Origin of the sequence: Actinophytocola xanthii (assembly GCF_001921205.1) — a bacterium.
GTDB classification, from domain to species: domain Bacteria; phylum Actinomycetota; class Actinomycetes; order Mycobacteriales; family Pseudonocardiaceae; genus Actinophytocola; species Actinophytocola xanthii.
In genome coordinates, this window is the sequence record NZ_MSIE01000035.1 from 58,919 (window position 1) to 76,601 (window position 17,683).

Consider the following 17,683-nt stretch of genomic DNA (forward strand, 5'->3'; position numbering starts at 1 on the left):
GTGGACAGATCGCTAGCGTTCCTCCTCCCGGCTGGATATTTTCACAGTGTGCTCACTGTGCGCGCGCTGCTGGACGACCCGAGCCTGGAGCTGCGCCTGCTCCACCCGGGGGCGAGTGGCGCCTTGGACGCCGAGGTGCTCTGGGTGCACAACACCGAGCTGGGGGATCCGTCGCCGTACGTGCGCGAGCGGGAACTCGTGCTCACCAACGGGTTGTGGCTCGCGGAGACCTCCGCCGACGGGTTCGTGGCGAGTGTGCGGCGTGCGGGAGCGGCCGGGATAGTGTTCGGCCTGCGCACCCGGACCCCAAGCACGCCGCCGGAGCTGCTCGCCGCGTGCGTGGCGGCGGACCTGCCGCTGGCGGAGATCTCCACCAGGGTGCCGTTCACCGCGCTGACCCGCGCGGCCGCCGCGATCCATGCCGAGCAGCGGCAGGGCATCCTGCTCGGCATGGTCCGCCGCGGCGACGCGCTCGCCTCGGCGATCTCCCACGGCGGCGGCCCGTCCGGTGTACTCGAGGTGCTGCGCGGCGAGCACGACCTCCCGCTCGCGGTCGTCGACCGGACAGGCCGCGCGCTGGCCGGCGTGCCGCTCGCTCCCGAGCAGCTGCGCGCGGTGGCGGCAGGGCTGGCGCGGCGTCCCCCGCCCCTGGAGCTCGACCTGGGCGAGACCGAGCGGGCGACGCTGTTCCTGGTCGGTGCCGCCGGCGACGTCGACGCCGCACTGGTCTGCCTGCGGCCCGCCCGCGCACTGAGTCGCACCGAGCGCGACGCGCTCGACCAGGCCGCCCGGTTCCTCAGTCTGGAGGTCGCCAAACGGCAGGCGGTCCAGGCGATCGAGCTGCGGTTCGCCAGCGAGCTGCTGGACATGATCCTGTCCGGGCCACAGCGAGCGGCCGAGCTACCCGGACGGCTGCAGGCTTTCGGCGTCGACCCCGGCGGCGAGCTCGCGGTGTACGCGCTGGCCTGCCCGGGCGCCGACACCGCCGTGCCGCCGGGGCTCGCGGAGGCCGTCGCGGACTTCTTCCTCGCGGAGAGCACCGCGGCCGTGGTCGCCGGCGGCAGCCACGACGTGGTCGCGGTGTTCACCTGGCAGCGCCCGGAGGCACAGCTGCGGGCGACGGGCACCCGCCTGGTGGCCGCGGTGGGAGCCCGGTTCGCCGGCCGGCGCCCGGTGCTGGGCATCGGCGGGGTGGCCGCCGACGCCACCGCGCTGCGACAGCCGCTCGTCCGGTCGCGGGAGGCCTGCCGGGTGCTCGTGCGCCGCGGCGGCAACCCCGAGGTGGCGACGTTCGGTGAGCTGGGCACGCACCGACTACTGCTCGGCCTGCAGGACCCCGAGACACTGCGCGGGTTCGCCGACGGGGTGCTGGGCCCGCTGCGCGACCACGACCGGGAGCGCGGCAGCGAGCTGGTCCGCACGCTGCGTGCCTTCATGGCCAACGACGGGCACTGGGCGGCCACCGCCGCGGCGCTGTTCGTGCACGTCAACACGTTGCGCAACCGGCTCGTGAAGGTCGCCGAGCTCAGTGGCCGGGACGTGGCACGGACCGAGGACCGAGTCGACCTCTACCTGGCGTTGGAAGCGGAGGAGTTCGAGTCGTAGCGGGGCTGCGGTGGCAGCGGTCGCGGCGGCAGCGCCGGGTCGGCGAGCACGGCCGTCGCCAGGTCCGCACAGCGAGTGAAGCGGACGTCACCGCAACCCAGCGCGTACTCGATCAGCTGTCGCAGCGCGAGCAGCCTGCTCGGCCTGCCCGACAGGAACGGGTGGCAGCACAGGTTGAACAGGCACTGGTAGTGCCGCATCCCGTCCAGCTCCGCGCGCCACAGCTCGAGCACCTTGGCCGGCGACTCGATCACCGTCCCGATCGGCGGGTCGGGCAGGAACGCGTACTGCTCCCAGTCGTCCAGCGACCAGTGCACCGGCAACTCGGCCAGCTCGGTCTCGCCCACGGCGAGCCGGTAGGGCCGGTCGTCGGCCATCAGCGAGGAGTCGTAGCGCAGGCCGTGCTCGGCGACGAGCGCCGGCGTCTCCCGGGTGGCCGCCCAGTTCGCCGCCCGGTGCCCGACCACCTCGACGCCCTGCGCGGCGAACACCGCGAGCGCCCGTTCGAAGTCCGCGCGCTCCTCGCCCGGCGCCATCGCGGTGGGCGGGCGGTGACCGTAGGAGTGGTGCGCCACCTCGTGTCCACGGTCCACGATGGACATCGCGAGACCGGGGCGCTGCTCGGCCACCCATCCCGGCACGAAGAAGGTCGCCGGCACGGCGAGCTCGTCGAGCAGGTCCAGGATCCGCGGAACGCCGACATCGGGGCCGTAGGACTGGTGCGACATGGTCGACAGGTGCCGTGCGTAGTGCGCGCCGCTGGCGAGCACCGGCGCCTCGGCGTCCACGTCGAAGGTCAGCGTGACCACCGCTGCCGCGCCGCCGTGCCAGCTCATCCGCCGTTTTCCTCCCGCCACAGCCGCGTGTTCGCGATCGTCGCCATCGGCTCAAGCATGCCCGGCGCGAAGGGCGCCAGCGGAACGTCCTTCGCGACGCGCCGGGGCAGGTCGGGGTTGGCGAGCGCGCCGCGCGCGACGGCCAGCAGGTCCGCGTGGCCACGCTCGATCACCTCGGCGGCCTGGGGCAGGTGGTGCATCGCGCCGTTGGCGATCACCGGCAGTCCGGTGACCCGCTTGGCCAGTGCGGTGATCGTGTCGCCGCCGCCCAGCCGCGCGGTCTCCAGCCAGTCACGGCCCTCGCTGGCGACGTGCAGGTAGTCCGCTCCCGCGGCGGCGAGCGCGGTGAAGATCACCTCCGCGTCGGCGGCACCACCGGCCCAGCGGTGCGTGAAGTCGTTCACCTTGGTCTGGGAGAGCCGGATGCCGACCAGATGGTCCGGCAGGGCGGCCCGGAGGTCGGCGACGACCTCGGCCGGTAGCCGCACGCGGGCGGCCACCGAGCCGCCGTAGCGGTCCTCGCGCTGGTTGGTGTAGTCGGTGAGGAACTGGTCGAGCAGGTAGCCGTTCGCCGCGTGCACCTCGACCCCGTCGAAACCCGCCGCCACCGCGTTGCGGCCGGCGGCCACGAACGCGGCGCGCACCCGCTCGATGTCGTCCTCGGTCATGGCGCGCGGCACCGGCCACGGTCCGCGGCCGCCGTACTCCGGCATCATCTCCCCGCGCGGCCGCACGGCGGACGGGGCGATGCGGACGTCGGTGTGGGCAGAGCCCTGGGACAGGGCCCCCGCGTGCATGAGTTGGGCGATGACGCGCCCACCGGCGCCGTGCACGCGGCGGGTGACCTCCCGCCAGCCGGCCACGTGCTCGGCGTCCACCAGCCCGGGCTGGTTCACATAGCCCTGGCTGTGCTCGTCGTCGGGGTACACGCCCTCGGTGATCACCAGCGGGAAGCCGCCCTCGGCGAACTCCGCGTAGTAGTCGGCCATCTCGAGGGTGGGCACGCCGCCGGGGCTCGCCGAGACCCGGGTCATGGGCGCCACCGCGAAGCGGTTCGTCAGCTCGTGGGCGTTGAGCGAGTAGGGAGTCAGAGCGGGGTGGGGCACGATGTTCTCCTGGTTTCGAGTACGCCGGCGACGGCGAGGAGCCGGTCGTCCTGGCCGTCGGGAAGGGACACGAGCAGGCCGCCCGGCAGGGTGATGCCGGGCAGGCCGAGGTAGCTGGCGAGCATGGTGCTGCGGAGGATCCGCCGGTTCACGGCCTCGGCCAGATCGAGGTCGGCCTTCAGCGGGGCTACCTCCGGCACCGGGTCGCGGATGGTGGGGAAGGCGAGCACGGCGCCCTCGAGCTCCCGGGCCAGCTGCCCGCGCAGCCGGGCCTGGGCGGCGCGCAGCTCGGCCTCCCCGCTGGGCGGGCGCAGCCGGCGCAGCACCAGCGGGTCGACGCCCGGGGTGTCGCGCAGGTGCCCGTACCGGCGCCAGGCGTCGGCGGCCACCAGCGGGCCGTGCTCGTCCAGCAACCGCTGGGCCTCCTCCAGGGCGGCCAGGCGGACACACCGGACCTCCAGACCGGACAGTGCGGCGTGGAACGCCGCCCGGACGTCCGGGTGGCAGTCGTCGACCAGCTCGCCGTCGGGTACCACGATCCTGAGGTCGCCGGCCCCTGCCGTGGCGCGCCGCCCGCGCATCGCGGCGTCGGCCGCGAGGACGTCGCCGATGGTCCTCGCCAGGATCCCGATGCTGTCCAGCCCGGGGGAGAGCGGCACCATGCCGGTCAGGTCGTACCGGTTCGCGCTCGCTCTGAAGCCGACGATCCCGCAGCAGGCCGCGGGCACGCGCGTCGAGCCGGACGTGTCGGTGCCGATCGCGATGTCGGCGATCCGGGCGGCAACGGCCACCGCGGACCCCGACGACGAACCGCCCGGGATCCGCAGCGGGTCGAGCGGGTTGACCGGGTCACCGAAATGCGGGTTGAGACCGAGCCCGGTGAAGGCGAACTCGCTGAGCGTGGTCTTGCCCAGGCAGATCCCGCCCGCGGCGGTGACCTTGCGCACCACCGGCGCGTCCTCGGTGGCGACCGGCGCGGCGCTCCTGGTGGCCGACCCGGCGGTGGTGCGCGTGCCCGCCACGTCGAAGACGTCCTTCCACGCCAGCAGCTTTCCGCGCAGTGGCCCCGAGGCACCGGCCTCGCGCAGCGCGCGTTCGGCGGTGACCGTGATGAACGCCGTCGACTCGCCGGCGCGCTCCAGCGCGTGCCGCAGCCTCACGGCAGCCGTTCCAGGACCAGGGGTTTGGTTCCACCGCTGTTGATGCCGACGACGTCCTGTGGGCAGGCGGAGACGACGACGAGGCAGTCCAACTCGGCGCGGAAGGCGACCGCCGCCCCCGGGCCGGCCGGCGACTCGCGCCACAGCAGCTCACCGTCGGCGGTGACGGGGATGTCCATGAACACGTTCACCGGCTGCGGAACCGTCCCGACCGCGACCCCGGTGCCGGCGAGCGCCGTGCGGAGGTTCTCGGCGCAGGAGGCGTGCCACCCCCGGACGCCCAGAGCGCGGTAGCGAGCGGGGTCGCATGCCGGGATCAGCATGTCGTGCCGTCCGGGGGAGGTGTCCTCGGTGAGGGTGAGCACCGGCCTGCGTCGGTCGGTCAGGAACTGTTCGCCGACCGCGGGAAACAGCCGGCTCAGGTGGCCGCGGGTGTGCGCCGCACTGAGCCACTCGGGCGGAGTCCCCACGAGCACCGCGAACAGGTCCCCGACCTGCCCGCCCTCCTCGGTGACCACCCGGAGACCTTCACCGGCGCGCAGGGCGACCGCCCGGCCTTCCCTGGCAGGTATCCGGACACGCCGGTTGGACGAGAGCTGCATGGATCCAGCACACCAGCAGTCGACCACCGGTGGCGATGGATGATCACCTAGAGTTGTGCGGTTCCCGTGGATGAAGGTCCAGCCGGACTTGTCGAACCCTGCCCGGACCTTGGCGTGCTTGGCCTGGGCGAGGGCCGCGGCTTTGCTGCGGTCGGTGCTGGTCCCGCGGCTACAAAGGCGGTCCGGGCCGCGCGGAGGTCGCCGAGTTGGCCCAGCGCGCTGGCTCGGTTGTCGTCGTGCACCGCCTGTCGCGCCGTGTCCTTCGGGCAAGGCGCGTAGTCAGGCAGATAGTCAGGCAGAGACAAAATCAGGGCCTGTCCACTCCATGGTGGACAGGCCCTGATTGCGTCGGGGTGACAGGATTTGAACCTGCGACCTCTTCGTCCCGAACGAAGCGCGCTACCAAGCTGCGCCACACCCCGGAGGTCCGAGCGGAAGTCTATCCGACGTCCGCGCCGGCTCCGAAGCGGGCGCCCTGTTTCGCGCTCTCCACGCTGTTCCCGCCGGTCGGGCGGGGTACCAGGGTCAGCAGGCTCGCCTCCGGCGGGCAGGCGAACCGGACCGGCGCGTACGGGCTCGTGCCCAACCCGGCGGACACGTGCAGCCACATGTGCGCCCCCCAGCGGGACGCCCCGCGTGCGCGGGAGCGGTCCAGCTCACAGTTGGTGACGATCGCGCCGTAGCCGGGGACGCGGAGCTGGCCACCGTGCGTGTGCCCGGCCATCACCAGGTCGTAGCCGTCCTCCGCGAAGGCATCCAGGACGCGGGGCTCGGGCGAGTGGGTCACGCCCAGGCGCAACGTCGCCGCCGGGTCCGGGCGGCCGGCGATGTCGTTGTACCGGTCGCGGTGCAGGTGGGGGTCGTCGACGCCGGCCACCGCGATGTGCTGGCCGTCGACCATCAGCAGGCGGCGGACGTGGGTCAGGTCCTGCCACCCCCGCTCCACCAGGGCAGCGCGCAGGTCGCGCCAGGGCAGGGGGATGCCGTGGATCTTGCGCTTGGACTTCACCAGGTACCGGACCGGGTTCTTCGGCCTCGGCGCGTAGTAGTCGTTGCTGCCGAAGACGAACACGCCCGGCCGGTTCAGCAGCGGGCCCAGCGCACGCAGGACCGCGGGTACCGCGTGCCGGTGGGCCAGGTTGTCGCCGGTGTTCACCACCAGGTCGGGGTTGAGCTCGTCCAGCGCCGCCACCCAGCGTTGCTTGGACTTCTGGCCCGGCATCATGTGCAGGTCCGAGATGTGCAGCACTCGCAGCGTCCGCGCCCCCTCCGCCAGCACCGGCAGGGTGGCCTGCCGCAGCGTCCAGTGGGTGCGTTCGATCCCGGCCGCGTACGCCACGGTCGCCGTGCCGACCGCCGTGGCGCCCAGGGCCGCCCGTCCGATGTTTCGCGCCATGTTGCCCACGTCCCCGAGCCTAGATGCGCGCATGGGGTGAGCGGCAACGCCCCAGTAGGGTGCGGTGCATGGCTGAGCTCAAGGCACGGTTGCAGGCGGACCTCTCGGCGGCGATCAAGGGGCGGGAGTCCACCCGCATGGCCGCGCTGCGGATGGCCCTCGCGGCCGTCACCACCGAGGAGGTCGCTGGTGACGTGGCCCGTGAGCTGTCCGACGACGAGGTGCAGCGGGTCCTCACGCGCGAGGTGAAGAAGCGCAAGGAGGCCGCGGAGGCCTTCGCCGGCGCCGGCCGCGCCGAGCAGGCCAAGGCCGAACAGGACGAGGCCGCCGTCCTGTCCGACTACCTGCCCGCCCAGCTCGGCGACGACGAGCTGGAGGCCATCGTCGCCGAGGCCGTCGCGGAGGTCACCGAGCAGCTCGGCGCCCCGCCGGCCCAGCGGCAGATGGGCCAGGTCATGAAGGCCGCCAACGCCAGGATCGCCGGTCGCGCGGAGGGTGCTCGGGTGGCCGCCGCCGTGCGGGCCAAGCTCCAGGGCTGACCCACCTCAGGCCGCTCGGCGGGGCAGCAGGAAGCAGGCCAGCAGCGCCACCCCGAACAGGGCGAGGCCGATCACCAGCCCCGTCCGGGTCGCGGCGACGAAGTTCCCGTCCGTGCCGAGCCGGTTGAAGAACGCGGTACCGATCGTGGCCGGGCCGGCCGCCGCACCGAGCTGCACGACCGTGTTCACCACGCCGGACGCCGCGCCGGCGTCGGCCGTGCTCGTGCCGGCCAGGGTGATCAGCATCAGCGAGGACGCGCCGAGACCGAGGCCGGCGCCGTAAAGCAGCACCGGCACCGCCAGCTGCCACGGCGTCAGCCCGGACCCGTAGCCCGTCACCGCCGCCAGCATCCACGCGGACCCGGCCAGCAGGAGAACCAGGCCGACAACCGGCAACAGCCGCCCCAGTTTCGGCGCCAGGGGCATGCCGATGCCGTTGCCGGCGACGATGCCGACGGTCGCCGGCAGCATGGTCAGCGCGGTCTTCAGCGGCGAGTAACCCACCCCGTCCTGCAGGTGCAGGGTCAGCACGAAGAACGCGCCCATCCCGCAGTAGAAGATCAGCATGATGACGATGCCCACGGCCATGGCCCGGTTGTCGAACAGGCCGATGCGCACCAGCGGCTCGCGTCCGTGCCGCTCCCGGGACCGCTGCTGCGCGACGAACAGCGCGAGCAGCGGCAGCGCCGCGGCCATCAGCACGAACACCCATGCCGGCCAACCCAGCTCCCGTCCCTGGACCAGTGGGTAGAGCACGGAGAGCAGCGCGGCTGCCAGTACCAGCACGCCCGGCACGTCGATCCCGCCGCGACGACCAGCCCGGTCGCGGCCACGGGCGGGCATGACCAGCGCCGCCCCGACGGCCGCGGCGAGCGCGATGGGCACGTTGACGAGGAAGATCGTCCGCCAGTGCCAGCCGAACAGGTCAGCCTCGGTGAGCAGGCCGCCGAGCAGCGGCCCGGCGAGACCGCCGATCGGGAAGGTCATGCCGTAGAACCCCATGGCCTTGCCCTGCTCGTTCTCCGGGAACTCCGTGTGGATGAACGACAGCACCTGCGGCACCATCAGCCCGGCGAACACGCCCTGCGCCACCCGGGCCGCGAGCAGCACGGTCACGTTCGGTGCGACACCCGCGACCAGTGAGCTGACCCCGAAGCCCGCGGTGCCAAGCACGAACAACGCGCGGTGGCCGTACCTGTCGCCGAGTCGACCGCCGATGATCAACGTCAGGGCGAACGCCAGCGTGTAACCGGTTGCGGTCCATTGCAGCGCCGAGGGCTGCGCGCCCAGGTCGTGCTGGATGGTCGGCAGCGCGATGTTCACGATCTGGTTGTCGACCATGTCCATGAACACCGCGCTCAACAGCAGCGCCAGCGCCGGCCAGCGCCGCCGGTACGGCTCGGTCATCTCGTGTCCTCTGCTCGGTCAGGCTGATAATCCTCCGTCTGCGCAGCAGTGTCATATGTCCGTATAGATTTGTCAAACGGACGAATGATTAAGCTCGTAACGCGGATGGCAGAATGCTGACCATGACCAGACGCGGCCGGGCGGAGGACGAGGAGCCCCAGGGACGGCGGTCGACCCGGCGGGCTCCGGGACCGAACGAGCGGCAACGCGACCCGGAGCGCACGAAGGCGCGCATCCTCGAGGCCGCGGCCCAGGAGTTCTCCGCGAAGGGCTTCGCCGGCGCCCGGGTGTCCGAGATCGCCGCACGCGCCGGGGTGAACCAGCAGCTCATCGCGTACTACTTCGACGGCAAGGAGGGCCTGTACCGGGAGATGGGCCGCCGGTGGCGGGCCTACGAGGCGCAGGCCATCCCCGACGAGACCGACTTCCCGGAGATGATCAAGCGCTATGTGCGGCTGAGCGTCGAGCCGCAGCTCGGTGGGCGCCTACTGGCCTGGGAGGGCCTCGCCGACACCGGCGAGGACGACGAGGAGGCGCGGGAGCGCAACAGCCGCCTCCAGCACGAGGTGGAGCAGCTGCGCGAGCGCCAGCGGGCCGGCGAGATCGACGATCGGTTCGACCCGGCGGCGCTGCTGCTCGTCGCGATGAGTGCGGCCAACGCGCTCGCGGTCTACCCCCAGCTGGCCCGCGGCCTGTTCGAGTCCGACCCGAGCTCGCCCGAGCTCGTCGAGCACTACGCCGACCAGCTTGCCGAGCTGATCAGCCGCCTGGCCGCCGGAACCTGACCCGAGTACCGCAGACGGCAGCGGGCCCCGAACCGATCACTCGGTTCGGGGCCGCTTGGAGCTAACGAGGCGCTCCGCCGTTGCCGTTCCCGCCCGGCGGGTCGTTGCCGTTACCCGGTCCACCGTTACCTGGTCCGCCGTTGCCCGGTCCGCCGTTGCCCGGTCCGCTGGGCGGCGGACCGCTGGGCGGAGGCGAGCTTTCGGAGGTACGCGGCGGCGGCACGTACCCGGTGCTGACCCGGATCGTGATCGTCTCGCCGGGCAGGGCGTTGCCGCGCGGCGACTGGCTCACCACCGTGCCCTGTGCGGCCGAGGAGTTGATCTCCTCCGCGACCACCTTGTACCCGGCCTGCTGGAGCTGGCTCGTCGCGTCCTGCTGGCTGTCCCCGATGACGTCGGGCACCTGGGCCGAAGGGCTCCCGTCGACGAACCGGGGGTCGATCGGCGGCAGGCCGCGGACCTGCGTGCCCTGGTGGATCGGCCCCATCGCCTCGAACCAGGTGTGCGCCGAGGCCTGGCCGCCGTAGATTCGGCCCTCCCCGCACGTGTAGGGGGGTGGGCCGGGGCAGATGCCGGTCGGCTCGCGGCCGTCGTTGAAGGTCAGGACCGCCGCCGACAACTGCGGGGTGGCGCCGACGAAACCGGCCGAGCGGTGGTCCTGCGTGGTGCCGGTCTTGCCCAACATCGGGCGGTCCCAGCCGAAGTCCCGGGCGGCGTCGTAGGCCGTGCCGCCCGGCTTGTCGTCGTCGCTGAGGCCGTGCACCAGCGTGTTCGCCAGCCCCTCGGACACGGCCTGCTCGCAGGGCTGCTCGGCGATGTCCACCTTCTTGCCGTTGCGGTCGAGCACCTCGATCAACGGTGTCGGCGGGCACCAGACGCCCCCGCTCATCAGGGTCGCGCCCACGTTGGCCAGTTCCAGGGTGGACAGTGGCGAGGGCCCGAGCGTGAACGAGGCGTTGCCCGGGCTGTTCGGCTTGCTGCGGAAGAACTGCGACTGGCTGACCTTGTACTCCTGGTCCTCCGCCTCTGGGTCGGGCGTGTTGCCGGCCAGGTTCGTGGCCATGCTCTCGCGCAGTCCCAGCCGACTCGCCATGTCGACGACCGGGTCCATCCCGACCCGCTCCTCCAGGATCACGAAGCCGGTGTTCGGCGAGGTGGCGAGCGCCTTGCGCAGGGTCATCTGCGACGGGTAACCCTCACCCGCGTTCGTCAGGCAGTACCACGAGGTGTCGGCGTCGTCCGGTTCGGGCGTGCGGGGGCACCGTTCGGGGTTGCCGCCGACGAACTTGTTGGACACATATCGGGACGGCGTCTTGATGACGTTGTTGATCCCGCCGCCCTTTTCCAGGTACGCGGCCGAGGTGAAGATCTTGTAGATCGAGCCGGCGCCGAACTTGTTCTCCACGCCGTACGGGTAGCCGATCGTGGTCTGCCCCAGTTCGGGCTTGAGCCCGTAGTCCCGGTTGGACACCAGCGCGATGACCTGGTGCCGTTCCTTGCCCGGCCGCACGATCGCCATCGAGTTGTTGATGTCCTTGGTGTCCTTCGGCACCTGGTTCTCGGCCGCCCGCTTGGCGATCTTCGTCGCGCCGGCGTCGAAGCTCGTCTTGATCGTGTAGCCGCCGGTGTAGAGCTGGTCCTGGGTGAACCCGATGTCGGACAGGTAGTCCTCGACGTACTGGCAGAAGAACCCGTACTCCGGACCGGCGCCGACGCAGTTCGGGGTCGGCTTCACCGGCTTGGGCAGGACGCCCAGCGCTTCCTTCTTCGCCTCCTCGGCGTTGGCCTCGGTGATGCTGTTGGTCTCGACCATCCGGTCGATCACCAGGTTGCGCCGCTCGAGCGCCTCCTCCGGGTTCGACCACGGACTGTAGAGGTAGGGGTTGTTGACCATGCCGGCGAGCAGTGCGGACTGGGAGACAGTGAGCTTGTCCGGGGTCGTGTTGAAGTACGCCTTCGCGGCGGCGCCGATGCCGAAGATCCGGTCGGTGAACTCGACGACGTTGAGGTAGCCGGTGAGGATCTCCTCCTTGCTCATCGTCTGCTCGAGCTGGATCGCCAGCCGCGCCTCGCGCAACTTCCGGGTGACGGTCTGCTCCTGTGCCCGCTCCCGCTCGATCTTCTTCCCGGGGTCCTCGTCCTGCCCGACCTGGTCCCGGTAGACGATGTTGATGAGGTAGTTCTTCACGTACTGCTGGGTCAGCGTCGAGGCACCCTGGACGTCCTCACCGGTCTGGTTGCTGATCAGCGCCCGGATGGTGCCCTTCCAGTCCACACCGTGGTGCTCGAAGAACCGCCGGTCCTCGACCGAGATCACCGCGGCCTTCATCGTCGGCGAGATCTGGTCGGCCGTGACCGGCAGCCGGTACTGGTCGTACAGGTACGAGATCGGCTTGCCCTTGCTGTCCGTGATCGTCGTGATCAACGGCGGGGGCGTGGCCACGAGGTCGGCCGAGATGCTGTCGATCGTGTCACTGGCCCGGTTGGACACCACCCCCAACGCTCCCACCATGGGGAACAACATGCCGGCCATGAGAACACCAGCCAGCAGGCACAGACCGAGCAGCTTCAGAAGACCGTCTCCCACTCGCACGCGGACCAGGGTACGCGGACCGAAATCAAGGCCTCGTGATGAACCCGCGACATCGACAATTGGTAACGGCTGCTGACCCACGCGTATGGGAGGGAACCGAGGGGGCCTAAAGTCCGTCAACGTCTCAGCGACAACAGCCGACTCGACGGGGCGAACGCACCGGCGATCGGCACCCGGCAGGGAACGAGGTGTTCACACCTCGGAGGGGGGCCGGGCCAAGGGTCGAGACGACGCTAGGGGCGGGGGTTATGTACATCGAGCAGTCGGACTGGCGAGTCAACGCGTCTTGCCGCGAGCAGGACCCGGACGGCTTGTTCGTGCGGGGCAAGGAGCAGCGCAAGGCCAAGGTGGTGTGCATCGCGTGTCCGGTGCGCACGGAATGCCTGGCCGAGGCGCTGGACAACCGAATCGAGTTCGGCGTGTGGGGCGGGATGACCGAACGTGAGCGGCGCGCGCTGCTGCGTCGCCGCCCGGACGTGACGTCCTGGCTGGAGCTGCTCCAGTCGGCCCGGCGCGACCACTCCGACGAGGACGAGGACGTCCGGGTCGGCTGACGTGGGCCGGCGTCAGTGCCCGGTGAGCCGTTCGCCGATCGTGCGCAGGCCCTCCAGGTCGTGCACGTCCTGCGGCATGGCCGGTACGTGCACGACCGGTACCGACGGGTGCGCCTTGGTGAACCGGGCCAGCAGCCGGCGTTCCCGCTCGCACACGGCCACCCGGTCGGCATGCAGCCGCAGCACGGCCGAGGCCAGCGGCGCGTCGCCGGTGCGGTCGAGGTTGTCGGCCGCCGCGGTGGCCGTCGAGGCGGACAGCCCGGCGAGCACCGGGTGGGTCCGGTTGATCACCAGTCCGGACAGCGGCATCTGTTCGGCGGCGAGCCGCTCGACGAAGTAGCTCGCCTCGCGCAGTGCGTCCGGCTCCGGGGCGGCGACGACCACGAACGCCGTCCCCTCGCCCCGCAGCAGCTCGTAGGTCTTGCGCGCACGCTGCTTGAACCCGCCGAACATCGAGTCGAAGGCCTGGACGAACGCCGAGGCGTCGGCCAGCAGCTGGCCGCCCACGACCGTGGAGACGGCCTTGGCGAACATCATGATCCCCGCGCCGACGACCTTGCGCAGCCCCCAGCCGCCGGTGCGGGCCGGTCCGGACAGCAGCCGGATCATCCGGCCATCCAGCGCCGAGGACATCCGCTGTGGCGCGTCGAGGAAGTCCAGGGCGGAGCGGCTGGGTGGGGTGTCCACGACGATCAGGTCCCACCGGCCCTCGGCGGCGAGCTGGCCGAGCTTCTCCATTGCCATGTACTCCTGGGTGCCGGAGAACGACGTGGAGATCGTCTTGTAGAAGGGGTTGGCCAGCACCTCCTGGGCCCGCTTCTCCCCGGCGTGGGCGAGCACCATGTCGTCGAACGTGCGACGCATGTCGAGCATCATCGCGGAGAGCTGACCGGCCGGTTCGAAGCCGTCGACCTCCACCTCCGTGGGCGTGTTGCCCAGCTCGCGCAGCCCGAGGGCCTGGGCGAGCCTGCGTGCCGGGTCGATCGTCAGCACGACCGTCTTGCGCCCCCGCTCGGCGGCCCGCAGTGCGAGCGCGGCGGCGGTCGTGGTCTTCCCGACCCCGCCCGAGCCGCAGCACACGATGACCCGCATGTCGAGGTTGTCCAGCAGCTGGTCCATGTCCAGCTCACGCTCGCCGGTCATCGGCCTCGCACCCCCTGGTCGACCAGCGCCTCGGCCAGCTCGTAGAGGGCTGCCGTGTCGATGCCGTGGTGGACGTCGGCGAGTTCGACGGCCGGCAGGTCGATCTCGGTGAGCTGCTCGCGGGCCCGCTGCTCGGCGAGGACCCGGATGGCGTGCTCGACGGTCTCCTCGACCAGGCCCTCCACGTCCTCCGGCGCGAGGTCCAGCCCGGCCGTGGCGAGACCGTTGCGCACCCGGGAGGCGTCCACCCGTCCCCCGGCGGCGGGGGTGACCGATCGGGCCGGCAGCCGTGGCGGGCGGACCCGGTTGACGATCACCGCACCGGGTCGCAGGTCCGCGGCGGTGATCTCGGCGACCGCCTCCACGGTCTCCCGGACCGGCATCTCCTCGAGCAGGGTGACCAGGTGCACGGCGGTGTCCTGGGAGTGCAGCAGGCGCACCACGCCCTCGCTCTGATCCTTGATCGGGCCGACCTTCGCCAGCTCCGCCATGGCCTTGGTGACGTCGAGGAACTTCACGATCCGGCCGGTCGGCGGGGCGTCCAGCACGACCGCGTCGTACACGTGGCGCCCCCGCTCGTCCGTGCGCCCGACGGTCTCCTTGACCTTGCCGGTCAGCAGCACGTCACGCAGGCCGGGGGCGATGGTCGTGGCGAACTCGATGGCGCCCATGCGTCGCAGGGTCCGGCCGGCGATGCCCAGGTTGTAGAACATCGCGAAGTACTCGAGCAGCGCGGCCTCGGCGTCGACGTGCAGTGCCCGGACCTCGCCGCCGCCCGGCGCGGACGCGATCCGCCGTTCCTCGTAGGGGAGCGGCGCGGTGTCGAAGAGCTGGGCGATGCCCTGTCGGCCCTCCACCTCGACGAGCAGCACCCGGCGTCCGCCGGTGGCCAGCGCGAGCGCCAGTGCGGCGGCGACCGTGGTCTTGCCGGTACCGCCCTTGCCGGTGACCACGTGCAGCCGCGCCCGGGAGACCTGCTCGGTCCAGCCGATCGGGGAGTAGCCCACGTTTCCAGAGTAAGTGGACAGTTCGCGTACGCGCTGAACAGGCGACTATCCAGCGACCAGCATCACGCCGACCGCGAGGACCGCGACCCCGGTCACCGCCCAGGCGGCCACCGGCGCGAGCACGGTCAGGGTGAGCACGCACAGCACGACGAGCACGGTGGCGCCGATCGCGCCGCTCACCGCCACCTGACCGCCGGTGGCGCCCCGGCGGTCGCGGGTCCTGGCCATGGTGAGCAGCACCAGCACGACTCCGGCCACCGCGAGCAGGGCGGTCGCGATCACTCGCCAGGTGTCCACTCACGTCACCCTATCGGCGCGGCGCGCTCGTTCAGCGGGTCCGAGTGCTGGGACGTCCGCCGCGTGGCGGGGCGTACCTGGGCCACGCCCCCGAGAGTGGAGCCGGATACAGTGCCGGGTCATGACGAAGTGGGAGTACGCCACCGTGCCGCTGCTGATCCACGCGACCAAGCAGATCCTCGACCAGTGGGGTGAGGACGGCTGGGAGCTCGTGTCGGTGCTGCCGGGCCCGACGGGCGAGCAGATGGTGGCCTACCTCAAGCGCCCGAAGGGCTGAGCATGAGCTGGAGCGACAGGCTCGCCGAGCTGGGCATCGCGCTGCCCGAGGTGCCCGCCCCGGCTGGCGCCTACGTGCCGGCGGTGCGCACCGGCAACCTCGTCCTCACCGCCGGCCAGGTGCCGTTCGTCGACGGCCAGGTGGCCGCGACCGGCAAGGTCGGTCGGGAGGTCAGCCCGGAGGAGGCCAAGGGGCTCGCCGGGATCTGCGCGCTCAACGCCCTGGCCGCCGTGCACGACCTGGTGGGGATCGACGCCGTCGTGCGCGTGGTCAAGGTTGTCGGGTTCGTCGCGTCCGCCGAGGGGTTCACCGGCCAGCCGGCCGTGGTGAACGGTGCTTCCGAGCTGCTCGGCGAGGTGTTCGGCGACGCGGGTAGGCACGCGCGCTCCGCGGTCGGCGTCGCCGAGCTCCCGCTCGGTGTGCCGGTCGAGGTGGAGCTCATCGTCGAGGTGTCCGGACAGGAGGCGACATGACCGAAGTCGAGGACCACAGCGCCGCATGCCACGAGCTGCTGCTCCGGCTCGCCGGCCGGCTGCCCGACCGGCAGCTGTGGCGGTTGCGTGACTGGCTGGGCGGCGGTGCGCTGGACGCGCTCGCCCGCGCCCTCCCGCTGGCCCTTCTCAGAGAACGTGTCGCCATCACCGCCAGGGAGTCTTTGCTGCTCAACGCCGCGCTGCTGGACGCGGGCGCGGACGCGGGCCGGCTGCACGCGGTGCCCTGGGTGGACCAAATCGACGAAGTGGACTACACATTCACCTCGGAGTCGCCCGAACGGGTGAACACGGGCGACTCGGAAGCAGTAGTGCTCGGGGCGATCCTCCATGGACGTGCCGAGCTGGTCGACGTGCGTGGGAGTTGGCGACGACACCGATCCGGGATGGGTCCTGCCACCCGGATCGTGCTCGTCACGGCATCAGCGGGCTGCGCGCGGCTGACCGGGGAGTTGCAGCGCGTGCTGCGAGCGCTCGGGACCTACGAACCGGGCGTCGAGGTGATGCCGGAAGGCATTGACCTCCCGCCGTACCACAAGGCGGCGCTCGCGGCGTCCGAGCCGTTGCTCCCCGGGCTTGTCGCGCAGGGATAGCAGCTCCCTCGTTGGCCCCAGTCGACGCCAGACGAGCGGAAGGAGCCGTCCGTGACCCAGGTCTCCCGTGGGAACCGGCCAGGTGTTGCGTTACCGATCCGAATACATGAGCTCCTGCTGAGCCTCGCCGGCCGGCTGGACGACGACGCGCTGGCGGACGCCCGCCAGATGCTCGCGTCCGCCGAGCTGGACCGCTCGCTCGAGTTCGTCGCCGGCTGCCTCGCGGCCGGCGGTGTGGTGCTGACCGGACCTCAGCACCGGGAGCTCTCGGACCTGTTCTCGAACACCTACCTGGACTCGTCGGTGCTCGACCGGGTGGCGGTGCGCGACAACGGGTCGTCCTACCGGCACCGGTTCGCGGTCGGCGCGGTGGACGGGCGCGAGCCGGACCGGGGTGTCCCCGAGGCGGTGCGCCCGGTCCTGGACGTGCTGCCCGACGTGCGCTCGGTGTGGTGTGTGTGGCGGCTGACGCCCGCCGGCCCGGTCTCCGGCCCGGTGCCGCACCGCGTGGTGCTGGTCGGGGTGGGGCCGGCCGGTTTCGCCCCGGCGACCGCGTACCGGTTGGAGTACGCGCTGCGCCGCGCGGGCATCCGCGCGTCGGTGGAGGTCCTGGTGGACGGCGCGCAGTCCACCGACTACCACCAGGAGGCGATGCGCTGCGCGCGGCAGATCCCTTTCGATGACCCCGGGCCGGGTGGCGGTGGTCGGCCGGTGATGAACCCGGTCGAGCCGGTCCGAGTGGACCCGTTCACCGCCGATCCCGCCAGGGCCGACTCATCGTCCGGCGCGTTCGCCAGCGCCGCGCCGGTCACCCCCGCACGTCCGGGTGCCGCCGCCGCGTCCGCCGCGGCCGCGTCGGCCCCCGCGCCGTCGGCTCCGAGCGCGTCGACACCGGCTGAGTCGACTGGGCAGGCCGAAGCCGGCTCCGCGGACACCGCCACGCCGGCCTCCGAGCCGGTCCGGCCGGTCGCGGTTCAGGAGGGCCCCGCAGGGGACGGTTCTTCGGCGCCGCAGGCCGCGCCGGCGCCGGTTGTCGACTCGGCGGGGACCGCCGGGCCGGCCGTGGTTCATGAGGGCCCCGCGGCGGTTGACGACGCCGCGCCGGTCCCGGATCCGACGGCCGCTGTGGGATCGGTTTCGGTTCCCGGTGGCTCCCCGGCAGGTGACCCCGAGCCGGCCGCGGCTGTCGGTTCGGTTCCCGCCGTGTCGGTGGTTGAGCCCGTGTCGGTGGTTGAGCCTGCGTCGGTGGTTGAGCCCGTGTCGGTGGTTGAGCCCGTGTCGGTGGTTGAGCC

At 72.0% G+C, this 17,683-nt stretch carries 18 protein-coding genes and 1 tRNA gene; 8 read left to right on the forward strand and 11 right to left on the reverse strand.

The genetic code is table 11. From position 1 onward, the window contains the following. Positions 1-48: 48 nt before the first annotated feature. On the forward strand, positions 49-1,605 hold the full coding sequence (locus tag BU204_RS19595) for a PucR family transcriptional regulator (RefSeq protein WP_075127157.1): 1,557 nt from the start codon (positions 49-51) through the stop codon (positions 1,603-1,605). On the opposite strand, the gene BU204_RS19600 is transcribed toward BU204_RS19595, so the two are convergent. From BU204_RS19600 to BU204_RS19625, 6 genes are all read right to left on the reverse strand, one after another. Next, a complete protein-coding gene (locus BU204_RS19600; protein WP_075127158.1) occupies positions 1,569-2,441 on the reverse strand; it encodes a polysaccharide deacetylase family protein in 873 nt (290 codons plus the stop codon). The genes BU204_RS19595 and BU204_RS19600 overlap by 37 nt on opposite strands. Next, a complete protein-coding gene (locus tag BU204_RS19605) occupies positions 2,438-3,547 on the reverse strand; it encodes an oxidoreductase (RefSeq protein ID WP_083661444.1) in 1,110 nt (369 codons plus the stop codon). Before BU204_RS19605 ends, BU204_RS19600 begins: the two co-directional genes overlap by 4 nt. Continuing rightward, the gene (locus BU204_RS19610) at positions 3,529-4,707 is read right to left on the reverse strand and encodes an amidase family protein (protein WP_075127159.1); all 1,179 of its coding nucleotides are present in this window, start codon (positions 4,705-4,707) and stop codon (positions 3,529-3,531) included. The genes BU204_RS19605 and BU204_RS19610 overlap by 19 nt, the downstream gene beginning before the upstream one ends. After that, positions 4,704-5,309: a DUF1989 domain-containing protein gene (locus BU204_RS19615; protein ID WP_075127160.1), complete on the reverse strand. Its 606-nt coding sequence runs from the start codon at positions 5,307-5,309 to the stop codon at positions 4,704-4,706. Before BU204_RS19615 ends, BU204_RS19610 begins: the two co-directional genes overlap by 4 nt. Before the next feature lie 348 nt (positions 5,310-5,657). Continuing rightward, positions 5,658-5,731: transfer RNA gene (locus BU204_RS19620), tRNA-Pro, on the reverse strand. 17 nt (positions 5,732-5,748) lie between these two features. After that, complete coding sequence (locus tag BU204_RS19625; protein WP_075127161.1) at positions 5,749-6,705, reverse strand: metallophosphoesterase; 957 nt, start codon at positions 6,703-6,705, stop codon at positions 5,749-5,751. Positions 6,706-6,773: 68 nt separating this feature from the next. Here BU204_RS19625 and BU204_RS19630 point away from each other — a divergent pair, with 68 nt between their 5' ends. Continuing rightward, complete coding sequence (locus BU204_RS19630; RefSeq protein WP_075127162.1) at positions 6,774-7,244, forward strand: GatB/YqeY domain-containing protein; 471 nt, start codon at positions 6,774-6,776, stop codon at positions 7,242-7,244. Positions 7,245-7,250: 6 nt separating this feature from the next. Here the strand turns inward: BU204_RS19630 and BU204_RS19635 are convergent, their stop codons facing one another. Further along, entirely contained in the window at positions 7,251-8,651 is a 1,401-nt protein-coding gene (locus BU204_RS19635; protein ID WP_075127163.1) for an MFS transporter, read from the reverse strand. 122 nt (positions 8,652-8,773) lie between these two features. On the opposite strand from BU204_RS19635, the gene BU204_RS19640 reads away from it, so the two are divergent. Beyond that, on the forward strand, positions 8,774-9,436 hold the full coding sequence (locus tag BU204_RS19640) for a TetR/AcrR family transcriptional regulator (protein ID WP_075127180.1): 663 nt from the start codon (positions 8,774-8,776) through the stop codon (positions 9,434-9,436). A gap of 61 nt (positions 9,437-9,497) precedes the next feature. Here BU204_RS19640 and BU204_RS19645 read toward each other — a convergent pair whose 3' ends face one another. Next, positions 9,498-12,029 carry a penicillin-binding protein gene (locus tag BU204_RS19645; protein WP_083661446.1) on the reverse strand — a complete coding sequence of 844 codons (2,532 nt, stop codon included), beginning with the start codon at positions 12,027-12,029 and terminating at the stop codon, positions 9,498-9,500. 248 nt (positions 12,030-12,277) lie between these two features. Between BU204_RS19645 and BU204_RS19650 the strand changes: the two genes are divergently transcribed. After that, a complete protein-coding gene (locus BU204_RS19650) occupies positions 12,278-12,583 on the forward strand; it encodes a WhiB family transcriptional regulator (protein ID WP_075127165.1) in 306 nt (101 codons plus the stop codon). Positions 12,584-12,595: 12 nt separating this feature from the next. On the opposite strand, the gene BU204_RS19655 is transcribed toward BU204_RS19650, so the two are convergent. The 3 genes from BU204_RS19655 to BU204_RS19665 are packed head-to-tail and all read right to left on the reverse strand — an operon-like array spanning position 12,596 to position 15,030. Then, entirely contained in the window at positions 12,596-13,726 is a 1,131-nt protein-coding gene (locus tag BU204_RS19655) for an ArsA family ATPase (protein ID WP_075127166.1), read from the reverse strand. Next, complete coding sequence (locus BU204_RS19660; RefSeq protein ID WP_075127167.1) at positions 13,723-14,733, reverse strand: ArsA-related P-loop ATPase; 1,011 nt, start codon at positions 14,731-14,733, stop codon at positions 13,723-13,725. The genes BU204_RS19655 and BU204_RS19660 overlap by 4 nt, the downstream gene beginning before the upstream one ends. Before the next feature lie 45 nt (positions 14,734-14,778). Further along, on the reverse strand, positions 14,779-15,030 hold the full coding sequence (locus tag BU204_RS19665) for a hypothetical protein (RefSeq protein ID WP_075127168.1): 252 nt from the start codon (positions 15,028-15,030) through the stop codon (positions 14,779-14,781). 121 nt (positions 15,031-15,151) lie between these two features. Between BU204_RS19665 and BU204_RS39210 the strand changes: the two genes are divergently transcribed. The 4 genes from BU204_RS39210 to BU204_RS40155 all read left to right on the forward strand — a co-directional run. Further along, complete coding sequence (locus BU204_RS39210; RefSeq protein ID WP_143229602.1) at positions 15,152-15,307, forward strand: DUF4177 domain-containing protein; 156 nt, start codon at positions 15,152-15,154, stop codon at positions 15,305-15,307. A 2-nt stretch (positions 15,308-15,309) separates the two neighbouring features. Then, entirely contained in the window at positions 15,310-15,780 is a 471-nt protein-coding gene (locus tag BU204_RS19670) for a RidA family protein (protein WP_075127169.1), read from the forward strand. After that, positions 15,777-16,391 carry a hypothetical protein gene (locus tag BU204_RS19675; RefSeq protein WP_075127170.1) on the forward strand — a complete coding sequence of 205 codons (615 nt, stop codon included), beginning with the start codon at positions 15,777-15,779 and terminating at the stop codon, positions 16,389-16,391. Before BU204_RS19670 ends, BU204_RS19675 begins: the two co-directional genes overlap by 4 nt. Before the next feature lie 51 nt (positions 16,392-16,442). Beyond that, positions 16,443-17,683 (forward strand): hypothetical protein (locus tag BU204_RS40155; RefSeq protein WP_075127171.1); only part of this gene is annotated, 1,241 nt, incomplete at its 3' end.